At 60.6% G+C, this 19495-nt stretch carries 20 protein-coding genes; 5 read left to right on the top strand and 15 right to left on the bottom strand.

Annotation, left to right across the window (positions count from 1 at the left end; translation table 11 throughout):
* Window positions 1-11: 11 nt before the first annotated feature.
* Complete coding sequence (gene murJ / locus ASD58_RS06130) at window positions 12-1562, bottom strand: murein biosynthesis integral membrane protein MurJ (protein ID WP_057260213.1); 1551 nt, start codon at window positions 1560-1562, stop codon at window positions 12-14.
* Between the two features lie 195 nt (window positions 1563-1757).
* On the opposite strand from murJ, the gene rpsT reads away from it, so the two are divergent.
* Window positions 1758-2024, top strand: coding sequence for a 30S ribosomal protein S20 (gene rpsT / locus ASD58_RS06125; protein WP_055937377.1), 267 nt, complete (start codon window positions 1758-1760; stop codon window positions 2022-2024).
* Between the two features lie 88 nt (window positions 2025-2112).
* Here rpsT and ASD58_RS06120 read toward each other — a convergent pair whose 3' ends face one another.
* The gene (locus ASD58_RS06120; protein ID WP_057260212.1) at window positions 2113-2397 is read right to left on the bottom strand and encodes a hypothetical protein; all 285 of its coding nucleotides are present in this window, start codon (window positions 2395-2397) and stop codon (window positions 2113-2115) included.
* Window positions 2398-2477: 80 nt separating this feature from the next.
* Window positions 2478-3041 (bottom strand): pseudouridine synthase, encoded by a 564-nt coding sequence (locus ASD58_RS06115; RefSeq protein ID WP_057260211.1) that lies wholly within the window; start codon window positions 3039-3041, stop codon window positions 2478-2480.
* Between the two features lie 103 nt (window positions 3042-3144).
* Between ASD58_RS06115 and icd the strand changes: the two genes are divergently transcribed.
* On the top strand, window positions 3145-4398 hold the full coding sequence (gene icd, locus ASD58_RS06110) for an NADP-dependent isocitrate dehydrogenase (RefSeq protein ID WP_057260210.1): 1254 nt from the start codon (window positions 3145-3147) through the stop codon (window positions 4396-4398).
* Window positions 4399-4492: 94 nt separating this feature from the next.
* Here icd and ASD58_RS06105 read toward each other — a convergent pair whose 3' ends face one another.
* The 4 genes from ASD58_RS06105 to ASD58_RS06090 form a co-directional block, all read right to left on the bottom strand.
* Window positions 4493-5275, bottom strand: coding sequence for a hypothetical protein (locus tag ASD58_RS06105; protein ID WP_057260209.1), 783 nt, complete (start codon window positions 5273-5275; stop codon window positions 4493-4495).
* A gap of 23 nt (window positions 5276-5298) precedes the next feature.
* Window positions 5299-6591 carry a PoNe immunity protein domain-containing protein gene (locus ASD58_RS06100; protein WP_057260208.1) on the bottom strand — a complete coding sequence of 431 codons (1293 nt, stop codon included), beginning with the start codon at window positions 6589-6591 and terminating at the stop codon, window positions 5299-5301.
* Window positions 6592-6622: 31 nt separating this feature from the next.
* Window positions 6623-7189 (bottom strand): GNAT family N-acetyltransferase, encoded by a 567-nt coding sequence (locus ASD58_RS06095; RefSeq protein ID WP_082565272.1) that lies wholly within the window; start codon window positions 7187-7189, stop codon window positions 6623-6625.
* Between the two features lie 82 nt (window positions 7190-7271).
* Complete coding sequence (locus ASD58_RS06090; RefSeq protein WP_055937397.1) at window positions 7272-7475, bottom strand: cold-shock protein; 204 nt, start codon at window positions 7473-7475, stop codon at window positions 7272-7274.
* Window positions 7476-7801: 326 nt separating this feature from the next.
* On the opposite strand from ASD58_RS06090, the gene clpS reads away from it, so the two are divergent.
* From clpS to ASD58_RS06075, 3 genes are all read left to right on the top strand, one after another.
* On the top strand, window positions 7802-8104 hold the full coding sequence (gene clpS / locus ASD58_RS06085) for an ATP-dependent Clp protease adapter ClpS (RefSeq protein WP_055937573.1): 303 nt from the start codon (window positions 7802-7804) through the stop codon (window positions 8102-8104).
* Window positions 8101-10401 carry an ATP-dependent Clp protease ATP-binding subunit ClpA gene (clpA, locus tag ASD58_RS06080; RefSeq protein WP_057260207.1) on the top strand — a complete coding sequence of 767 codons (2301 nt, stop codon included), beginning with the start codon at window positions 8101-8103 and terminating at the stop codon, window positions 10399-10401. The genes clpS and clpA overlap by 4 nt, the downstream gene beginning before the upstream one ends.
* A 121-nt stretch (window positions 10402-10522) precedes the next feature.
* Window positions 10523-11323, top strand: coding sequence for a nidogen-like domain-containing protein (locus tag ASD58_RS06075; RefSeq protein ID WP_057260206.1), 801 nt, complete (start codon window positions 10523-10525; stop codon window positions 11321-11323).
* A gap of 55 nt (window positions 11324-11378) precedes the next feature.
* Here ASD58_RS06075 and ASD58_RS06070 read toward each other — a convergent pair whose 3' ends face one another.
* The 8 genes from ASD58_RS06070 to ASD58_RS30400 all read right to left on the bottom strand — a co-directional run bounded on the left by ASD58_RS06070 (window position 11379) and on the right by ASD58_RS30400 (window position 19492).
* Window positions 11379-12080 carry a LytTR family DNA-binding domain-containing protein gene (locus ASD58_RS06070; RefSeq protein ID WP_229209910.1) on the bottom strand — a complete coding sequence of 234 codons (702 nt, stop codon included), beginning with the start codon at window positions 12078-12080 and terminating at the stop codon, window positions 11379-11381.
* Window positions 12077-13114 carry a sensor histidine kinase gene (locus tag ASD58_RS06065; RefSeq protein ID WP_057260205.1) on the bottom strand — a complete coding sequence of 346 codons (1038 nt, stop codon included), beginning with the start codon at window positions 13112-13114 and terminating at the stop codon, window positions 12077-12079. The genes ASD58_RS06070 and ASD58_RS06065 overlap by 4 nt, the downstream gene beginning before the upstream one ends.
* A gap of 112 nt (window positions 13115-13226) precedes the next feature.
* Window positions 13227-13874, bottom strand: a complete 648-nt coding sequence (locus tag ASD58_RS06060; protein WP_229209909.1) for a LytTR family DNA-binding domain-containing protein — start codon at window positions 13872-13874, stop codon at window positions 13227-13229.
* Window positions 13871-14905 carry a sensor histidine kinase gene (locus ASD58_RS06055; RefSeq protein WP_057260204.1) on the bottom strand — a complete coding sequence of 345 codons (1035 nt, stop codon included), beginning with the start codon at window positions 14903-14905 and terminating at the stop codon, window positions 13871-13873. Before ASD58_RS06055 ends, ASD58_RS06060 begins: the two co-directional genes overlap by 4 nt.
* 11 nt (window positions 14906-14916) lie before the next feature.
* The gene (locus ASD58_RS06050; RefSeq protein ID WP_057260203.1) at window positions 14917-15954 is read right to left on the bottom strand and encodes a sensor histidine kinase; all 1038 of its coding nucleotides are present in this window, start codon (window positions 15952-15954) and stop codon (window positions 14917-14919) included.
* 13 nt (window positions 15955-15967) lie between these two features.
* Window positions 15968-16999: a sensor histidine kinase gene (locus ASD58_RS06045; protein ID WP_057260202.1), complete on the bottom strand. Its 1032-nt coding sequence runs from the start codon at window positions 16997-16999 to the stop codon at window positions 15968-15970.
* A 79-nt stretch (window positions 17000-17078) separates the two neighbouring features.
* On the bottom strand, window positions 17079-17543 hold the full coding sequence (locus tag ASD58_RS06040) for a DUF6328 family protein (protein ID WP_156401180.1): 465 nt from the start codon (window positions 17541-17543) through the stop codon (window positions 17079-17081).
* Entirely contained in the window at window positions 17513-19492 is a 1980-nt protein-coding gene (locus ASD58_RS30400) for an acyltransferase family protein (protein ID WP_082565254.1), read from the bottom strand. The genes ASD58_RS06040 and ASD58_RS30400 overlap by 31 nt, the downstream gene beginning before the upstream one ends.
* Window positions 19493-19495 lie beyond the last annotated feature (3 nt).

The raw sequence follows: 19495 nt of genomic DNA, 5'->3' as shown, positions 1-19495 counted from the left end.
CTGCGCAGCCTTTATTTTGCGCGGCGCTTGAAGTCGCGCACGCGGAAACCGAGTGCGAACAGGGTGCCGAAGTACACCACGACACAGCCGCCGATCACCAGGAACAATGCACCGGCGCGCAGGAATGCGTGATGGCGCATGCCCAACCAGTCAAACTGCTGTCCGCCGAACCAGCCCGCAAGGCCCATCAGGACTACTGCCGCCAGCAAGCGGCCCAGGAATTTCGGCCACCCCGGTTGCGGAGCGTAGATGCCTTTCGCGCGCAGGCCGCGGTACAGCAGGGCCGCGTTCAGCAGCGCTGCCACGCTGATCGACAGTGCCAGCCCGGCCACCTTGAACTGCCAGACGAAAGCCAGGTTCATCACCTGCGTCGCCACCAGGGTGATGACGCCGATGCGCACCGGCGTGCGCACATCCTGGCGCGCATAGAAGGCCGGCGTCAGCGACTTGACCAGGATGATGCCGACCAGGCCGACCGCATAAGCCAGCAGTGGCTGCGCCGACATCACGGCTGCGAAGTCGGTGAACTTACCGTTGTGGAACAGGGTCGCCATCAGCGGCAAGGCCAGCACGGCGATGCCTACCGCCGCCGGCATGGCCAGCAGGAAGGTGAGGCGCAAGCCCCAGTCCAGCAGGGCGGAATATTCCGCGTGGTCCTGTTCCTGGCTGGCCTTGGACAGGCTTGGCAGCAGGATGGTGCCGAGTGCTACGCCGAGCAGGGCGTTGGGGAATTCCATCAGGCGGTCGGCGGCCGTCAGCCAGGACACGCTGCCCTCCTGCATCCAGGATGCATAGGTGGTATTGATCATCAGGCTGATCTGCGCCACCGAGACGGCAAACAAGGCCGGGACCATATTTTTCAGCATGCGCCGCACGCCCGGATCGGCCAGGCCGACGCGCGGGTTCCACGACAGGCGAGGCAGCATGCCGATCTTCACCAGCGAAGGCACCTGGAGCGCCACCTGCAGCACGCCGCCGACCATGACGGCAATCGCCATCGCATACACGGGCTGCTTCAGGTGCGGTGCCAGGAACAGGGCTGCGCAGATGAAGGACAGGTTCAGCAGCACGGGGGTGAAGGCCGGGATCTTGAACTGGCGCCAGGTGTTCAACACGCCGCTGGAAAGCGCGACGAAAGACATGCAGGCAATGTAGGGGAACATCAGGCGCGTCATCCAGACCGCCGCGTCGAAGGACTCGGGATCCTTGCTCAGGCCCGAACCAATCAGGTAAATGAACAGCGGGGCGCCTATAATACCGACTGCACTGGTGAGCAGCGTGACCCAGACCAGGACGGTTGCCACGTGGTCGACCAGGGTGCGGGTCGCTTCTTCACCCTGCTTGTTTTTGTATTCTGCCAACATTGGCACAAATGCCTGCGAAAATGCGCCTTCGGCGAACAGGCGGCGCAGCAGGTTGGGAATGCGGAAGGCAATGTAGAACGCGTCGGTCAGGCCGCCCGCACCAAAAGCGCGGAAGAACAGGACTTCACGGAGGAGTCCCGTAATGCGGGACAACATTGTCATGCTTGAAATAGCGGCGAGGGTCTTGAGCAAGTTCATGGGCGCTGATTATAGCGAAAGCGGCAACGCACCGACATTTAGAATTGCCCTGGCAGCAAAACCCCGTTATAATTTAAGGCTGTACAGAATTCAGTAAGGCAGGCAGCGACGTTCAGCCGGCTCTGAAAACACCGCACCGGTTTGGCAAACGCTATTGTTTGCAAACGAACTTTGACAACGAATTAGGATTCTCAAATGGCAAATACCGCACAAGCGCGCAAGCGCGCTCGTCAAGCAGTCAAGCAAAACGCTCACAACTCCGCTCAGCGTTCGACCCTGCGTACCGCTATCAAAGCTGTTCGCAAGGCTATCCAGGCTGGCGACAAAGCTGCTGCTACCACCATCTTCCAGGCTTCCGTGTCGACCATCGACTCGATCGCTGACAAGAAAATCATCCACAAGAACAAGGCCGCTCGTCACAAGAGCCGTCTGGCAGCTGCCCTGAAGGCACTGTCCGCCTAAGTTCGTGTGCTGGCGGCATTAGCCGCCAAACAGGTGTACCGGAATAACCCGCATGGCATTGCGCCATTGCGGGTTTCTCGCTTTCTACTTACTTCATCGAGGCAGCCATGGATGCGGCGGAGGCCGCAGATGCGGCAGCGGAAGCTGCGGCGGAAGCGGCTTTCTTGGCTTTTTTGGCCGATTTCTTGGCGGAGGCCGCATCCGAAGCAGCGGCCGAGGCGGCCGATGCTGCAGAGGCCATTGGTGCAGCGGATGCGGCCGAGGCCATCGATGCGGCTGCTGAAGCCGAAGCAGAGCCTTTCATATGGTGGTCGGCAGCGAAGGCGGAAACGGAAAGCAGGGAGGCAAGCAGCACGACAGTAGTCTTAGACATGACGAACTCCTTTTATAGTGGATGAAGGTTCTGGTGAACCTGATTCATCAACGCTGTCGAGACTTGCCTGGTTGACTTATTTAGCGCGTAGCCAGGTCGTCCGGTGAGACTTCCATCCACTCGCCTGGCAGTAGCGGGTGGCTGGCCAGGGAAATACCGCCGATAGCCGAGCGCACCAGGCGCAAAGTCGGGTAACCGATGGCGGCCGTCATGCGGCGCACCTGGCGGTTCTTGCCCTCTTGCAGGGTGATGGCCAGCCAGGAAGTCGGTTGGTCGGCGCGCTGCCGGATCGGCGGGTTGCGCGGCCATAGCCAGCCCGGTTCGGCGATGCGCACCGCCTCGCAGGGCAGGGTGGTGAAGTCGCCAAGGTCGAGCGGCGCCTGCAGGCGCGCCATGGCAGCGCCATCCGGCACGCCTTCCACCTGCACCAGGTAGGTCTTGGCTTCCTTGCGGTCGGGGTGGGCGATCTTGTGCTGCAGCTTGCCGTCGTCGGTCATCAGCATCAGGCCTTCGCTGTCGTAGTCGAGGCGGCCGGCGGGGTAGACGTTCGGGATCTTGATGTAGTCGGCCAGCGTTTCCTTATCTCCAGAGGGGGAAAACTGGCACAATACCTGAAAAGGTTTATTAAAAAGTATCAGAGGCATAGGTTGCTAGTATAGCGCCCAGTAAAATACTGGTGCATAATGTGGAACGCCTGTGTCTTATGTCTTATAGAAGACTGCGAAAAACCCTTCTTCGGAGAACACGATGTACCAACATATCAAAGTACCTGCCGACGGCCAGAAAATCACCGTTAATGCCGATTTTTCCCTGAACGTGCCTGATACCCCGATCATCCCTTACCTGGAAGGCGACGGCACCGGCGTGGACATTACCCCGGTGATGATCAAGGTGGTGGACGCGGCGGTTGCCAAGTCCTACGGCGGCAAGCGCAAAATCAGCTGGATGGAGATCTTCGCCGGCGAGAAGTCGACCAAGGTCTACGGCCCTGACGTGTGGCTGCCGGAAGAAACCCTGAAGGTACTGAAGGACTATGTCGTGTCGATCAAGGGCCCGCTGACCACCCCGGTCGGCGGCGGCATCCGTTCCCTGAACGTGGCCCTGCGCCAGGAGCTGGACCTGTACGTCTGCCTGCGCCCAGTGCGCTACTTCAAGGGCGTGCCTTCGCCGGTGCGCGAGCCTGAGAAGACCGACATGGTGATCTTCCGCGAAAACTCGGAAGACATCTACGCCGGCATCGAGTGGCAGGAAGGCTCGGAAGGCGCCAAGAAGCTGATCGAGTTCCTTACCAAGGAAATGGGCGTGAAGAAGATCCGCTTCCCTGACACTTCCGGCATCGGCGTCAAGCCGGTTTCGCGCGAAGGCACCGAGCGCCTGGTGCGCAAGGCGATCCAGTACGCGATCGACAACGACAAGCCATCGGTGACCATCGTCCACAAGGGCAACATCATGAAGTACACCGAAGGTGGCTTCCGTGACTGGGCTTACGAACTGGCGCAGAAAGAATTCGGCGCTGAACTGATCGACGGCGGCCCATGGTGCAAGTTCAAGAATCCGAAGACCGGCCGCGAAATCACCGTCAAGGATTCGATCGCCGACGCGTTCCTGCAGCAGATCCTGCTGCGTCCAGCGGAATACTCCGTGATCGCCACCCTGAACCTGAACGGCGACTACATCTCCGACGCGCTGGCGGCGCAAGTGGGCGGCATCGGTATCGCGCCAGGCGCCAACCTGTCCGATTCCGTCGCCATGTTCGAAGCGACCCACGGCACCGCGCCTAAATACGCAGGCAAGGACTACGTGAACCCCGGCTCGCTGATCCTGTCGGCTGAAATGATGCTGCGCCACATGGGCTGGACCGAGGCAGCTGACCTGATCATCTCGTCGATGGAAAAAGCCATCGCCTCCAAGAAGGTCACCTACGATTTCGCCCGCCTGATGGAAGGCGCGACCCAGGTGTCGTGCTCCGGCTTCGGCGACGTGATGATCGAACAGATGTAATCGATCCGGCTTCAAGCCAAACCCCATTTCCGCGAGGACATGGGGTTTTTATTTTTCTCGGCTGGCGCAGCCCTTCAACGTTGGCGCAAGCTGACTACTTGCCGCTATCGCAGGTATGCGAGATACGCGTCCAGACGGTACGCGAACGGGTTTTCATGGTCGGCGTGCCCGCTTGCATGCGGTCGAGCGCCATGCGGATGCCGGCTTTTTCTTCTGGGTCGGTGCTATTCTCCATTTCTGCTTTCATGCGTGCAATGGTGGCGGCGTAAGTCGCGTCGCTCTGCTTTTGCATGCCCGGCAGCTCGGCCAGTTGCTGTTTGGCGCGTGCACGTATCTCGGGCGTCTCACCATGCTCGGCCTGCTGTTTGAGCAAAGGCGACAGGACTGACATATTGGGCGCGGCGCCGGTCGTCACCATCGTCATATCCGATAGAAATTCCCAGCGCTCCTTGTCGAGTTGGTGCACGGTCAAGTCAAGCCTGCCGAAAGAGCAATTGGCGGTCTGGGTAAAGCCATCCTTGATTCTGGTTGTCGACTGCACCGTGCAAGCTTCGGCTTGCGGCGGCAAGGGCAGCGTCCCGCCGGTCACGGCCTTGACGCAATGCGTGACCGGACCACTGCCCTTGAAATCACGCGTGGCGCTTTTTGCGCCGGCTTGCCAGCGTGCGGTTGTATCGCCGTGCTCACCCTCGGTGGTCAAGCGGACTTGGGTAGGGTTGCCGCTGAAGGCCATCGTACCGTCGGTATCGATGCGGTACAGGCCCAGTGGCGGCAATTCGATGGGCGCCGCCAGACTTGTCTCGCTAGTTAATGCGCCTGCCGCCAACAGAAGGGCAGCCAGCAGGCGGTGCGTTGTATGCAATTCGAATGTCGACATTTATTTTCCTTTTGTTTGTGAAGTTATTGCCACTGGCTATGGTTCAGGCGCTTGAGGCCAAGTTGCTCACATAGCGTCGTGAATTCGGCTTCATGGTGATAGCTGTATAGAAGGGCATTCCAGTTATCGCCGCCGTCTTCGAAGACGGCCAGCCGCCGTTCGTTGTCGTTTGCACGGTCTTGCAGCGCATTCAGCATCGTGGTGACGGCGGCCGTTCCTTGCTGCGCCGTATTGGCAAGCCCTGCTGCGGGCAATTGCCATGCTTCGCACAGGGCCGTTGCCTGGGCGGCCAACGTGGCGTCATCCTTCAAATCGGCGTGCAGCGCCAAGCCACGCGCTGCCAACGTCGCCGTCAGCGTATGGATAGGCGGCATGGTTTTGCGCTTGCCCAGCGCCTGCCTGGCGGCGTCGGTCAGGGCAGGCTGCTCGCCGCACACCAGCTCGATCCAGCGGGCGTACGCTTCGGATTTGGTCAGGACATAGTCACGCTTGGGTTTTGGTCTGGCGGTAGCGGGCAAGCCCTCAGCCGGGTCCCGCACGCAGCTGCGCCAGGCGTCGCGCGTTGGTCGAACGTGAGTGCGGTAGTAGTCGACCAGTTCGAGCGGATAGTAGGGCAGGTGGCGGAACGCGCTGTCGTCGACATCGAAGGCACAAACGGCAAGGCCCAGGTGCAGCGGGAAATATTCGAATGCCGACTTGCCGTCCCCGACCTGCTCGCGGTAGCCGAAAGCCTTCATCAGCCTGGGCCACTGCTTCATGTAGGCGGCAAATGCCTGCGGCCAGGTTGCGGGCGGCTGCAGCAGCGCACCCACCAGCTGCTCCTCGTGCGGCATCGCCTTATGCTCAATATCGAGATCGGCCGGGTAGCGCTCACCTGGCGCGAAGGCTTTGCGTACCATCGTAAACAGGACTGGATTGCCGCCCGGCGTGAACCAGTTGTCCAGATGCGTCACCTGCGCACCATCGTCATCGAAGCAGACCAAGGCGAACAGCAGCATCCAGCTAGCTGTTTGGTCAACCTGCAGGCGCAGCCGATGATCGGGAAACAGCTTGGCGCACAAGTCTGCCGCCTGCTGAAGTAAGGGCAGGTAGTCACCATGGAAGTGGTGACGCAGCAAGTCGAGCGAGTCGCCGCGAGCGTAGCGCTGCAGCAGTCCTCGGGCCAGGTGGCTGGGCACTTCCAGCAGGCTGTATTGGTGCGGATTGTCGGGTTCTTCCAGTGCCTTTCGGATCGCCCCGCTCGCTAAGCGCTCGTGTCTTTCGACCTGGTAGCTTGTTGATTCCACGGTGGCGGTGAGATTGCGCGGCGTGTGCATATGAAAAACTTATCCCAAAGATAAGTCTATCTTACCCCAGCGCACAAAAATTCCCGCGTTGATTCGCCAAATCAGGGGAATGCTGGCAGGGGCTGCTTTTATTATGCCGGTAATGCAGGCAGGCCAGTTGCGCGCCGCCGACCACGGCGGTAATGGGGGACGGGCCTGCCAGCGAGAAGCCGGCGCGTTCCAGGACCCGGGCGGAGGCGGCGTTGGCAATGGTGACGTGGGCGTCGAGGCCGGCCAGCTCCCAGCGGCCATATGCCAGTTCCATCAGGTGCGACAGCGCGGCACCCGCCAGGCCGCGGCCAATGGCGGACGCTGCAATGCGATAGCCGACTTCGGCCCGGCCACCGATGCGGTCGATATCTTTCAGGTTGCAGCGGCCAAGAATGTCCCCGTCTTCAATCAGCAGGCAGGGATGCAGGCTGCCGGCCGAATAGCGGGCCAGGTATTCCTCTATATGTGCCGCTACGCCGGACAGCTTGTAAAAGTCGGGCGTTCGCGCATCGACCTGCGATTCGAACCAGTCGCGGTTGGCGAGCTCGAAATCAAGCAGGGCGGGCGCGTCGGCTAGGCTGAGGGTACGAATTTGCATGACGAAATCAGCATAGTAGTTGCCGGGCAAGGTGCGAAAAAAAACCCCGCAGGGCGGGGCTTTTGCTGATCCGAGGCCAGGGTTAGCTGGATTGGATGTTGGAAGCTTGCTTGCCTTTAGGGCCTTGCGTGACTTCGAACTGCACTTTTTGACCTTCTTTCAGGGTCTTGAAGCCGTTCATGTTAATAGCGGAAAAGTGCGCGAACAAATCCTCACCGCCATCATCAGGAGTGATGAAGCCAAAACCTTTGGAGTCATTGAACCACTTAACGGTACCAGTTGCCATATTAAAAAAACCTTCATTAAAAACGAATCACACGAGCCATAAAAGCAAGAAGCTTCCTGCCCCCTCCTCGACAACTCACTTCTTACCGGCATGTACAGAACTGCACAATGTCGATATCGCATTGTTGGCGGAACAATTTTTAATGTCAAGCGCTTTCACTAGCACACGGTGAGCTTTTTGCAACAGCTATTTTTGCGGCCCCTTGATTTATGCCAACCTGACCGCCATCTGCGGCAATCGGCGAAAACGCGTAAGATGAGTACTGGTGGAAATGGCCCTCTTAAATGGGCGTTGCAACTAGTCTGAAAGCATTAGAATATAAGCGTATGGCAACCAAGCATGACACCGAAACCGTCCTGGAACGGCAGGCGATAAAGCCGCCACCTATGTACCAGGTGGCGCTGCTGAACGACGACTACACTCCAATGGAGTTTGTAGTCGCCATCATCCAGGAGTATTTCAATAAGGACCGGGAAACGGCCACACAAATTATGCTGAGTGTCCATCGCTACGGCAAAGGCGTGTGCGGCGTTTTCTCTAAAGATATAGCTTCAACCAAAGTGGAGTTTGTTTTAACGCATGCACGCAAGGCGGGGCATCCCCTGCAATGTGTGATGGAGGAAGTATGATTGCGCAGGAATTGGAAGTAAGTTTGCATATGGCGTTTGTCGAAGCGCGGCAAGCACGGCACGAGTTCATCACCGTGGAGCACTTGCTGCTGGCGCTGCTTGACAATCCATCGGCAGCCGAGGTGCTGCGCGCCTGCGCAGTGAATATTGAGGACCTGCGTAAAACGCTGACGAACTTTATCGGCGATAACACACCGACCGTGCCTGGCACCGGCGAAGTGGACACCCAGCCAACGCTAGGCTTCCAGCGCGTGATCCAGCGCGCGATCATGCACGTGCAGTCGGCTTCCAACGGCAAGAAGGAAGTGACCGGCGCCAACGTGCTGGTGGCCATCTTCGGTGAAAAAGACTCGCACGCTGTTTACTACCTGCACCAGCAGGGCGTAACCCGCCTCGACGTGGTCAACTTCATCTCGCACGGCGTGCGCAAGGACCAGCAAATGGATTCCGGCAAGGCATCCGAGGGCGTGGAAGAGGGCACCGTGCCGGAAGGCCAGGCCAAGGAATCGCCGCTGGACCAGTTCACCCAGAACCTGAACAAGTCCGCCGCCGAGGGCAAGATCGACCCGCTGATCGGTCGCGAAGACGAAGTGGATCGCGTGATCCAGGTGCTGTGCCGTCGCCGCAAGAACAACCCGCTGCTGGTGGGCGAAGCCGGCGTGGGCAAGACCGCCATCGCGGAAGGCCTGGCTTATCGCATCACCCAGGGCGACGTGCCGGAAGTGCTGTCGAACGCCGTGGTCTATTCGCTCGACATGGGCGCGCTGCTGGCCGGTACCAAGTACCGCGGCGACTTCGAACAGCGCCTGAAGGCTGTGCTCAAGCAACTGAAAGACAACCCGAACGGCATCCTGTTCATCGACGAGATCCACACCATTATCGGCGCCGGCTCGGCGTCGGGCGGAACGCTGGACGCGTCCAACTTGCTGAAACCGGCCCTGGCCAACGGCCAGTTGAAGTGCATCGGCGCGACCACCTTCACGGAATTCCGTGGGGTGTTCGAGAAAGACCATGCGCTGTCCCGCCGCTTCCAGAAGGTCGACGTCAACGAGCCGACCGTGGAACAGACTGTGCAGATCCTGCGCGGCCTGAAATCGCGTTTCGAGGAACACCATGGCGTGAAGTATTCGTCGTCGGCGCTGTCGACTGCGGCCGAACTGGCGGCGCGCTTCATCAATGACCGCCACCTGCCGGACAAGGCCATCGACGTGATCGACGAGGCCGGCGCTGCACAGCGCATCCTGCCGAAGTCGAAGCAGAAGAAAACTATCGGCAAGACCGAGATCGAGGAAATCATTTCCAAGATTGCGCGCATTCCGCCGCAGACCGTCAACCAGGACGACCGCAGCAAGCTGGCCACCATCGACCGCGACCTGCGCAACGTGGTGTTCGGCCAGGATCCTGCGATCGAGGCGCTGGCTTCCGCGATCAAGATGTCGCGCGCCGGCCTGGGCAAGCAGGACAAGCCTATCGGGTCCTTCCTGTTCTCCGGTCCGACCGGCGTCGGCAAGACCGAGGTGGCCAAGCAGCTCGCCTTCATCCTGGGCATTGAGCTGATCCGCTTCGACATGTCGGAGTACATGGAACGCCATGCGGTGAGCCGCCTGATTGGCGCGCCTCCTGGCTACGTGGGTTACGACCAGGGCGGCCTGCTGACCGAGGCGATCACCAAGAAGCCGCACGCCGTGCTGCTGCTGGACGAGATCGAGAAGGCGCATCCGGATATCTTCAATATCCTGCTGCAGGTGATGGACCACGGCACGCTGACCGACAACAACGGCCGCAAGGCCGACTTCCGCAACGTGATCATCATCATGACCACCAACGCGGGTGCGGAAAGCCTGCAGAAGCGTTCGATCGGTTTCACCGACAGCAAGGAAGCGGGCGACGAGATGGCGGACATCAAGCGCATGTTCACGCCGGAGTTCCGCAACCGCCTGGATGCGACCATCAGTTTCCGTGCGCTGGACGAGGAAATCATCCTGCGCGTGGTCGACAAGTTCCTGATGCAGCTGGAAGAGCAGCTGCACGAGAAGAAGGTGGAAGCGATCTTCAGCGAGAAACTGCGCAAGTTCCTGGCGAAGAAGGGCTTCGATCCTTTGATGGGTGCGCGTCCGATGTCGCGCCTGATCCAGGACCTGATCCGCAAGGCGCTGGCCGACGAACTGCTGTTCGGCAAACTGGTATCCGGTGGCCGCGTGATCGTGGACCTGGACGAGGCCGAAGCGATCAAGCTGGAGTTCCCGGAACCGGATGCGGCGCCTACGCCGCCGCCGGAAACCGTCGAAGTCGAATAAGCGGCTGCGCCGCCGCTCCAAAACCCGCTCAAGTCCGAGCGGGTTTTTTTTGCGCCCTATATTTACTAATAATCAATATAGTTTGTATAATTGCAGTTCTTATTGCCAAGAAGAGAATACTGTGTCCAAACTGACCAAGCCGTTGCTCGCCGCCATGCTGGCTTTTAGCGCCGCTGCGCACGCTTCCCCCATCCTGTCCGGTTTTTCCCAGACCCTGGTTCCTGCTGTCGATGACGGTTCCACCAAGGTCGGCCTGACCAACAATATGAAGCTGGGACTGAATGGCTCGGTTTATAGCGGTTTGTTTATCAACACCAACGGCAATGTCTCCTTTGGCTCCGGCATGGGCACCTTCTCGCCAGAGGCGTTCAATAGCAATTCCTACGGACGTTCCTTCCTGGCGCCATTCTTTGGCGACGTCGACATCCGTAATGGCGGCGGCACCATTGGCTATGGCAGCACCAAGTTCGCGGGCCATAACGCCTTCGCGGTGACGTGGTCCGATGTTGGCTACTTCCCGCAGATGAACGACAAGAAGAACACCTTCCAACTGGTGCTGGTCGATCGTTCCGATACCGGTGCCAACAACTTCGACTTCTACTACAACTACGGTTCGATCCAGTGGGACAAGTCCAGTTCGTCGGATAAGACGCGTGCGGGCTTCCATATGCAGGGCACGGCTGCCGACTTCGAGTTCGCCGGTTCGGGTGCTGCGAAGCAGATGCTGGATTCGGGCAAGAACGCGCTGATCAAAGGCAGCAACGTCGCCCTCGATGGCCGTTATGCTTTCAATGTTCGCGGTGGCGTTGCCGCATTTGCGGAGCAAGTGAGTGACCCGGCCAGTGTACCGCTGCCAGGTACACTGGCATTGCTGGGCATCGGCGCCATTGCGTTGGCGTATGGACGTCGCCGCAAGGCCTGACCCCAACGCTGCGCAGCTCTCGAAAACCCGCTCACCGAGCGGGTTTTTTATTGGCTTAGAATTCCTGCAATTGCTTGAGGGCTGAGGCCCGGCGGCGCGAGACTTCCACCGTCATGTCTTCGATGCGCAAGGCCACGGCGCCTCCTTCTCCGTTTTCGATGCACTTCACGGCAGCCAGGTTGACGATGTGGCGGCGGTTGGCGCGGAAGAATTGCTGCGGGTCGAGGCGCTGTTCCAGTTGCAGCAGGGAGCGCGCCAGAAGCGGCGCCGCGCCGTCGAAGTAGAGGCGGGTGTAATTGCCTTCCGATTCAAACAGGCGAATATCTTCCAGCCGCACGAACCAGCAGCGCTCTCCGTCGCGGATGAAGAGTTTGCGCGGCGCCGCGCTGGGTGTGGGCGCGATGCCAAGGCGCGCCGCGGCGCGCTCCAGTGCTGCGGCCAGGCGCTGCGGTTCGATGGGTTTCATCAGGTAGTCGAGCGCACTGGCTTCGAAGGCTTGCAGGGCGTACTGGTCGAAGGCGGTGGTGAAAATCACTTCCGGCGCGTCGTCCAGTGCGGCCAGCAGGTCGAAGCCGCTGCCGCCGGGCATCTGCACGTCCAGCAGCAGCAAGTCCGGTTGCAGCGCCTCGACCTGCAGTGCCGCTTCGGCGGCATTGATCGCTTCTCCAACAATGGCGACTCCCGGATGGGAGGCCAGCATGCGCCGCAGCTCGGCGCGCGCCAGGCGTTCGTCGTCGACGATCAGCACGCGCATCATGCCGTCACCGGGAATTGCAGGATGGCGCGTACCCAGCCGCTGTTTTCGCTCAATTGCAGGCTGGCTTCCTCGCCAATCGACAGGGCCAGGCGCTTGCGGGTGTTGGTGAGGCCAACCTTGGTGGAGTTGCCGAAGGAGCGGATGGCGCCCGCGTTGGCAATCTCGATCAGGGCGTTGCCGCCGTCGCGGCGGGCAGTGATCAGGATGTCGCTGCCGGTGGTGCTCATCTCCACGCCGTATTTGACGGCGTTTTCCACCAGCGTTTGCAGCGACATGGGCGGGATCATGACCTGTTCCAGCCCCGGCTCGATGGTGATGCTGGTGCGCAGCCGCTCTTCGAAGCGGATCTTCTCGATGGCCAGGTAAGCTTCTACCGCTTCCAGTTCTTTTTGCAGCGGCACCATATGCAACTGGCCGGTCTGCAAGGCATAGCGCATCAGGCTTGCCAACTGGTCGATCATTTGCGAAGCCGAATCAGGTTCTTCATACACCAGGGCACGGATGCTGTTCAGGCTATTGAAGAAGAAGTGCGGATTGACCTGGGCCTGCAGCGCGCGCAATTCGGAGTCCTTGGCCTGTACCTCCATGCGTAGGGCGGTCGCTTCGAACTGGTTGGCGCGGCGGATCGCCAGCGCCACCATGTAGGCAAGCTGCCATCCAAGGAAGACGCAGCTCCAGAGCGCGGATGATGCGGGCGCCCACGCGAAGCTGCTGTCGAATTGCCCCTGCAGGATGTAGATCGCCGCTGCCACGCTCAATGCTTGCAGTGGCCCAAGCAGCAATACCGGGCCTAAGAACATGCGCCACTTGATCGCACCGTTATTCCAGCGGCGGGCTTTGATAAAGCGGTGCCACAGGTCCGATAGCAGGGCCCCGCTGGCCGCGGTCCAGGCACAGGTGGCCACTACGCCCGGCGAGGCGATGTAACGGCTGTAGGTCAGGACGACCACCAGGAAAATCAGGGTCCAGCCAAGGCCTTGCATGATCCAGTACCAGTCAAGCCTTGCAAACAGCGGGCGCCGGGTTTCAGTCATAGTGAGTGCTTATTGCAGGAATTGGTCGATGCGAGCATACATCCATTCTGGTTCTTCGTACATCACCTTATCGGCGTCGTGGCGAGGCCTGAATTGAAAATTTGACGAGCGGTCAAATTGCGTGATGAGTGGTGCCCATGATTTCCACCGCTACGCCTGCCACGTTGAGCGCGAGTGAGCCGCCGGCTGTCTGCACGATGCGATCCACGTCGGCAAGGTTGACGAGATGGCGGCTGCTGGCGCGGAAGAATTGCTGCGGGTCGAGCATTTTCTCCAACTGCAGCAATGGGCGGGCAATCAGCGGCGAGCCGCCGTCGAAATAGGCGCGCGTATGCTGGCCTTCCGCTTCAAACAGGCGGATATCGGTCAGGCGCACGAACCAGCAGCGCTGTCCCTCGCGGATGAACAGCTTGCGCGGCTTCCTGCCCATCCCGGCGCGGACGGCGGCGCGCTCCAGTGCGGCAGCAAGGCGTTGCGGGTGAACTGGCTTCAGCAGGTAGTCGGCAGGGCAGGGACCATGGCCCGTCGTGAAGATGATCTCCGGTACCTCGTCCAGCTCGTCGAGCAGGTCGAAGCCGCTGCCGCCCGGCATTTGCACGTTCAGCAGGATCAAGTCCGGCGCCAATGCCAAGGTCTGCGCGATGCCATCGGCAACATCGACGGCTTCGCCAACAATTTGACAATGCGCATGGTCGGCCAGCAAGCGGCGCAGCTCCTTGCGGGCCAGGCGCTCATCGTCGACGAGCAGCACGCGTATCATAAGGACAAGGGGAAAGTCAGGGTGGCGCGCACCCAGCCGTCGCGCTCCACCAGGTCAAGCCTGGCGTCGCCGCCCTTTGCATGCAGCAGTCGCTTGCGAGCGTTGGCCAGGCCGACGCGCGTCGAATTGCCAAGCGTGGCCAGTGCGCCGCGATTGGCCACTTCGATCGATGCGTGGCCATTGGCATGGCTGGCACTGATGCGGATTTCCGTTCCGACGCTGCTTTGCTCGACGCCGTATTTCACCGCGTTTTCGACCAGCGTCTGCACGGCCATCGGCGGGATCGTCACAGCGTCCATGCCGCCGGCAATGTCGATGGCGACATTCAAGCGTTGTTCGAAGCGGATCTTTTCGATGGCGAGATAAGACCGCACGGCTTCCATCTCTTCTTTCAAGGGCACGCTATCGGCATAGCTGGAAGCGAGCGTATAGCGCATCAGCGTCGCGAGCTGGTCGATCATCTGCGCGGCCGACTGCTGGTTCTCGAAGATCAGCGCACGCACGCTGTTCAGGCTATTGAAGAAGAAATGCGGGTTAACCTGTGCCTGCAAGGCCTTCAGTTCGGCTTCCTTGGCAAGCACGTCGAGACGAAGCGCTTCCGCCTCGAAGCGGTTGGCGCGGCGCAGGGCCGTAACGGCCATATAGGAGACCTGCCATGCCGCCATGATGCCGGACCAGAACAGGAATAGCATCGGCAGCCAGCTGCCGCCGTCGGCGATGCCGACCAGGGTGCGGGCGATGATGGTGACACTCGCCAGTTGCAATGGCCCGAGGATGAAGATCGCTACCGCGACCTGGCGCAAGTCCGCCTTGCGCCTGTTCCAGTCGCGCAGTTTCATGTAACGGCGCCATAAGTCTGTCAGCAACAGGCCGCTGACGCCGTCCAGGATGCAGGTAAGGACCGCACCAGGCTTCTCAAGGAATGGGCCGTTGACCAGCATGACGAAGGCGGTGACAGCGCCCCAGCCAAGTCCTTGCAGGACCCAGTACCAGTTGATTCGTGCCAGCAGCGGTGTTTGCGGTTTTTCCATATCTATCAGTATCAGGCGGCGAGCGGGAAGCGCAGGGTTGCACGTACCCAGCCATCAGCTTCGCTCAAGTCAAGGCTTGACTGCCCACCTTTTGCAAGCTCCAGCCGTTTGCGTGCATTGGCAATCCCGACCCGGGTCGAGCCGGGATTGGCGAGCAGCGCGCCCCGGTTGGCGACTTCGATCACCGCATGCTCATCCGTCTGGCGCGCAATGATGCGGATCTCGCTGCCTTCGGTGCGCCGCTCGACGCCGTATTTGACTGCATTTTCAACCAGGGTCTGCAAAGTCATCGGCGGGATCGTGACGTGCTCCAGCCCTGCGTCCACTTCAAAATGCGCACGCAAGCGCTCCTCGAAGCGTATTTTTTCAATGCCAAGATAGGCGCGAACTGCATCCAATTCCTGCCGCAGCGGCACGCAGTCGCTGAAGGTGGACATCAGCGTGTAGCGCATCAGGGTCGCCAGCTGGTCGACCATGACTGCTGCGTTGTCGACGTTTTCATACATCAGGGCCCGCACGCTGTTCAGGCTATTGAAGAAAAAGTGCGGATTGACCTGCGATTGCAGGGCGCGCAGTTCAGCGTCCTTTGCCAGCACCTCCAGCCGAAGTGCTTCTGCCTCCAGCCGTGTGGCGCGGCGCAACGCAACAGCCGCCATGTAGCAGATGGTCCAGCCCAGCATGACAATGCACCAGAAGGCCAGTTCCATTGGAATGCGTTCCGAACGCCCGGCGGCTGCCAGGTTCGGCGCAAAAAGATAAGTGGCCAGTTCCGAGACCGCGGTTTGCAAGGGGGCCAGCAGCAGCAATGCCACGGCGGGCAGGCGCCAGTCGTTGCCGTGGCGATTCCAGCGCCTGGACTTGAAGAAGCGGTGCCACACGCTGGTCAACAGCCAGCCGTGGCCAAATACCAGCACGAACGAAGCCAGTAAGGTGGCATTCGTATAGCGGCCGTTGCCGAGGATAAGGAGCAGGAACAGCGTTCCCCAGCCGAGGATTTGCAGTGTGGGAAACCAGCCTGGCCGGGGGATCAGTGAGCGGTGTCGGTCCATGTAGTCGATTCCTTTATGCGGGGATCGGGAAGCGCATGGTGGCGCAAACCCAGCCATCGTTTTCTGCAAGGTCCAATGTGGCATGCTCGCCCTTGGATAGCGCCAGGCGCTTACGGGCATTGCTGACGCCAACGCCAGTCGACGTGCGGCCCGCCTGGATGTTGCCGAGGTTGGCCACTTCGATGATGGCGGTGCCATCGGCGCACTGGGCGCGAATACTGATTTCGCTGCCGGCGGACGATTGTTCCACGCCGTACTTCACCGCGTTCTCCACCAGCGTTTGCAGCGCCATCGGCGGGACGGTAATCAATTCCATGTCCTGGGCGATGTCGATGGCAAATTGCAGCCGTTCCTCGAAGCGAATCTTCTCGATCGCCAGATAGGCGCGCACGGCATCGAGTTCTTCTTCCAGCGGCACGCAATCGTTGTAGCTGGAAACCAGGGTGTAGCGCATCAGGGTCGCCAACTGATCGATCATATGGGCGGCAGAATCGGTATCCTGGTAGAGCAGGGCGCGCACGCTATTCAGGCTATTGAAGAAAAAATGCGGGTTGACCTGGGCCTGCAATGCTCGCAGTTCCGCATCTTTGGCCAGGACTTCAAGGCGCAAGGTCTCTGCTTCCAGCAACAGCGCCTCCGCTTCCAGGCGCTGGTTGCGGCGCAGGGACAGGGCGGCCATATAGCAGACATTCCAGGCCAGCATGACGCCGATCCAGAATGACTGCAGCATCATGAACCATACGGGGCTGCCCACATACCAGTTGGCGCCGGATACATAATAGTCGACCGCAGTGTTACTGACTGTCTGCACCAGCCCCATGACGGCTGCCGAAAGGGCAGCAGCCTGCCAGCTAAGCCGCTTGCCGCGCTTTAAGCGGAATTTGCACAGGCGTCGCCACGGCGCGGTCAAGGCCAGACCGCTCAGCCCGCACCAGGCGGCAAGCGGAAAGTAGGTGACGTGGAGCTTATTGACGACGGCGACAAACAGGGCGACGCCGCTCCAGCCGAGCCCTTGCAGCAGCCAATAATAATGTTCTCTTTTCATGGGCTGGCAGCATACCGTATCCAATCAGATGTCGTTCCAGCGATATGGCGAGTGGTCGAACTGCGTGACGAACGGTTGCTCAGGAGCGGGGCAGGCGGTGCCGGGCTCGCAGGGGATAGACAAACCAGGTGCCGATCAGCAGCACGAATGCGCCCAGGCCCCCGGCGGCGCTGCCCATGTCGCTGCCGGTTACCATGTAGAGCACCACAGCGATGTCCAGCGCCAGGCCGGCTGCCAGCGGCGCCAGGGCGTAGCAGATGGCGCGCGAGGAAATGGCGATCGCATGCATGGAAACCTGGCCTGGCTCGGCGAGGCGGTGGTAGGCGGCCGGCAGCATGACCAGCGCAATGGCAACCACCACCAGCGCCAGGGCGGCGGCGTGGCAGTCCTGGGCATAGACCGGCAGCTTTTCGAAGCGATCGTTGAAGACGGCAATGGCCTGGAAACCGAACAGGGCCTGGATGCCAGGCAGTATCATGCGCGCCTCTTCAATGATGCGGCCCATCTGTTCCTTCAGTGACTCTCTTTCGGTGTGCTCGTCCATGCTGCCGATTCTAGCGAGCAGCCGGTTTCGCAGGCGCGCGGCTGCCCGCCCACCAGGTCATGCGCGACAAGGCCGGCGCCGTAGATCGACATGTGGTCGTCATCGAAATACAGGGCTTTGGCGTCTTTGACGGCATAGCAGTGCGCACCATTGCAGAACAGCGATTCCGGCCGCAGGATGCGCACGCCGGCTGGCAGTTCGCCCAGGCGCTGCTCCACATAAGCGCTGCGGCGATGCCACCAGTCCGTGGTGACGCCATCCACGCTGCGCGGATCGTCGGCCTGGCGTATCAGCTTATCCACCTGGCGCGGCAGCTCCGGCGCCTGCAGCACTACAGTCACGTGTTTTCCGGCGCTCACAAAATGGTTCAAGATCGTCTTGTAGGAAGCCCAGATCGCGCTGCGCCTGGCATCGGTAAACTCGTCGGGCAGGCGCGGGTAAACGCCTTCGTGGTCGCCGAACAAGGCGCTGTGGAGGCGATAGCTGACCACCACTTCCTTGATGCGTGGGTCGCTGGCAATGAAGTCGACCGCTTCGCGCGTCCATTCGCTGCAGCCCGGGTTGGTGTCTGCACGCTGGTAGGACGGGGTGCAGCCGCTGAAGGTGAACTGGCGCACGCCCTGGCGGCTGCCTTGCAATTCCACTCCCAGCGCGTAGGCCAGTTCGATGGCATGGCTGTCGCCGATCACTGCCCATTCTCCATCGGGGCCATTGAAGGCGCAGGCATCTTGCGGCTTGCGGTAGTCCAGTCCTTTGGTATGGCAGGCAGCCCGCTTGGGGCTGGCGGCGACTGTGCGCAGGACTTCCTGCTGCTGCGGCGTGGTCTTCACGCTTCGCATGCCGTCGGTCTTATGGCCGGCCATGCCGATGCCGAAGAACAGCAGCGAACCGGCGATGGCAAAGGCAAAGACTAGCGGGCGGCCGAACTTGCTGCGGTTGCGGAAGGGCTTCTCGACAAACTGCCAGCTAAGGTAGGCCAGCACCATGGTGAGGGCGACCAGGCCGGCCATCAACAGCGGGCCCGGACCTTCCATGCTGCGGTGGCGTGCGAACGCCAGGATGGGCTGGTGCCACAGGTAGGCGCTGTAGCTGATCAGGCCGACCCCGACCATCAGCCGGCTGCCCAGGATCTTGCCGACCGTGGTCGATGGGGCCGCGAACAGGATGATCAGGGCCGCGCCGACGGTGGGCAGCAGCGCATAAACGCTGGGGAAGGGCGTGTATTTGCTGAAGGCGAAAATGCTGATGCCGATCAGACCCAGTCCGGCCAGGCCGGCAAGTTCGCGCGTGCGTTGCGCATGCTGGCCAGCACCGGGGCGTGACATGTAATAGGCGCACAGCGCGCCGATGGCCAGTTCCCAGCCGCGGGTGGGCAGCAGGAAGAAGGTGGCAGTGGGGTCTTTGGCGACGCCCCATTGTGCAGCACCGAGGCTGGCGAGTGCCGTGCCCACCAGCACCGCCAGCAGCATGCGCTGGTCACGACGCCAGAACAGCATCAGGAACAAGGGGAACAGCAGGTAAAACTGTTCTTCCACCGCCAGGCTCCAGGTGTGGAGCAGCGGCTTGAATTCAGCCGAGGAGTCAAAGTAATCGCTCTGCTGCCAGAACAGGATATTGGACGCGAAGGCGGTAACCGCCACCAGGCTTTGCGAAAAGCTTTTCAAGTCGTCGGGCACCAGCCAGAACCAAGCGAAGGGCAGGCAGGCAAGCAGCAGCAGGAATAGCGCGGGCAGGATGCGGCGTGCGCGCCTTTCGTAGAAATTGAGGATAGAGAACTGGCCGGCTTCCAGTTCGTGGATCAGGATCGTCGTGATCAGGTAGCCGCTGATGACGAAGAAGATGTCGACGCCAACGAAGCCGCCGCCAAAGAACTGGAACCCTGCGTGAAACAGGATTACCGGCAGGACGGCAACCGCCCGCAGACCATCAATTTCCCTGCGATATTCCATGAA

This window comes from Duganella sp. Root1480D1, from assembly GCF_001427305.1.
Lineage (GTDB): Bacteria > Pseudomonadota > Gammaproteobacteria > Burkholderiales > Burkholderiaceae_D > Rugamonas.
This window is presented reverse-complemented; position numbering and strand designations above follow the sequence as displayed.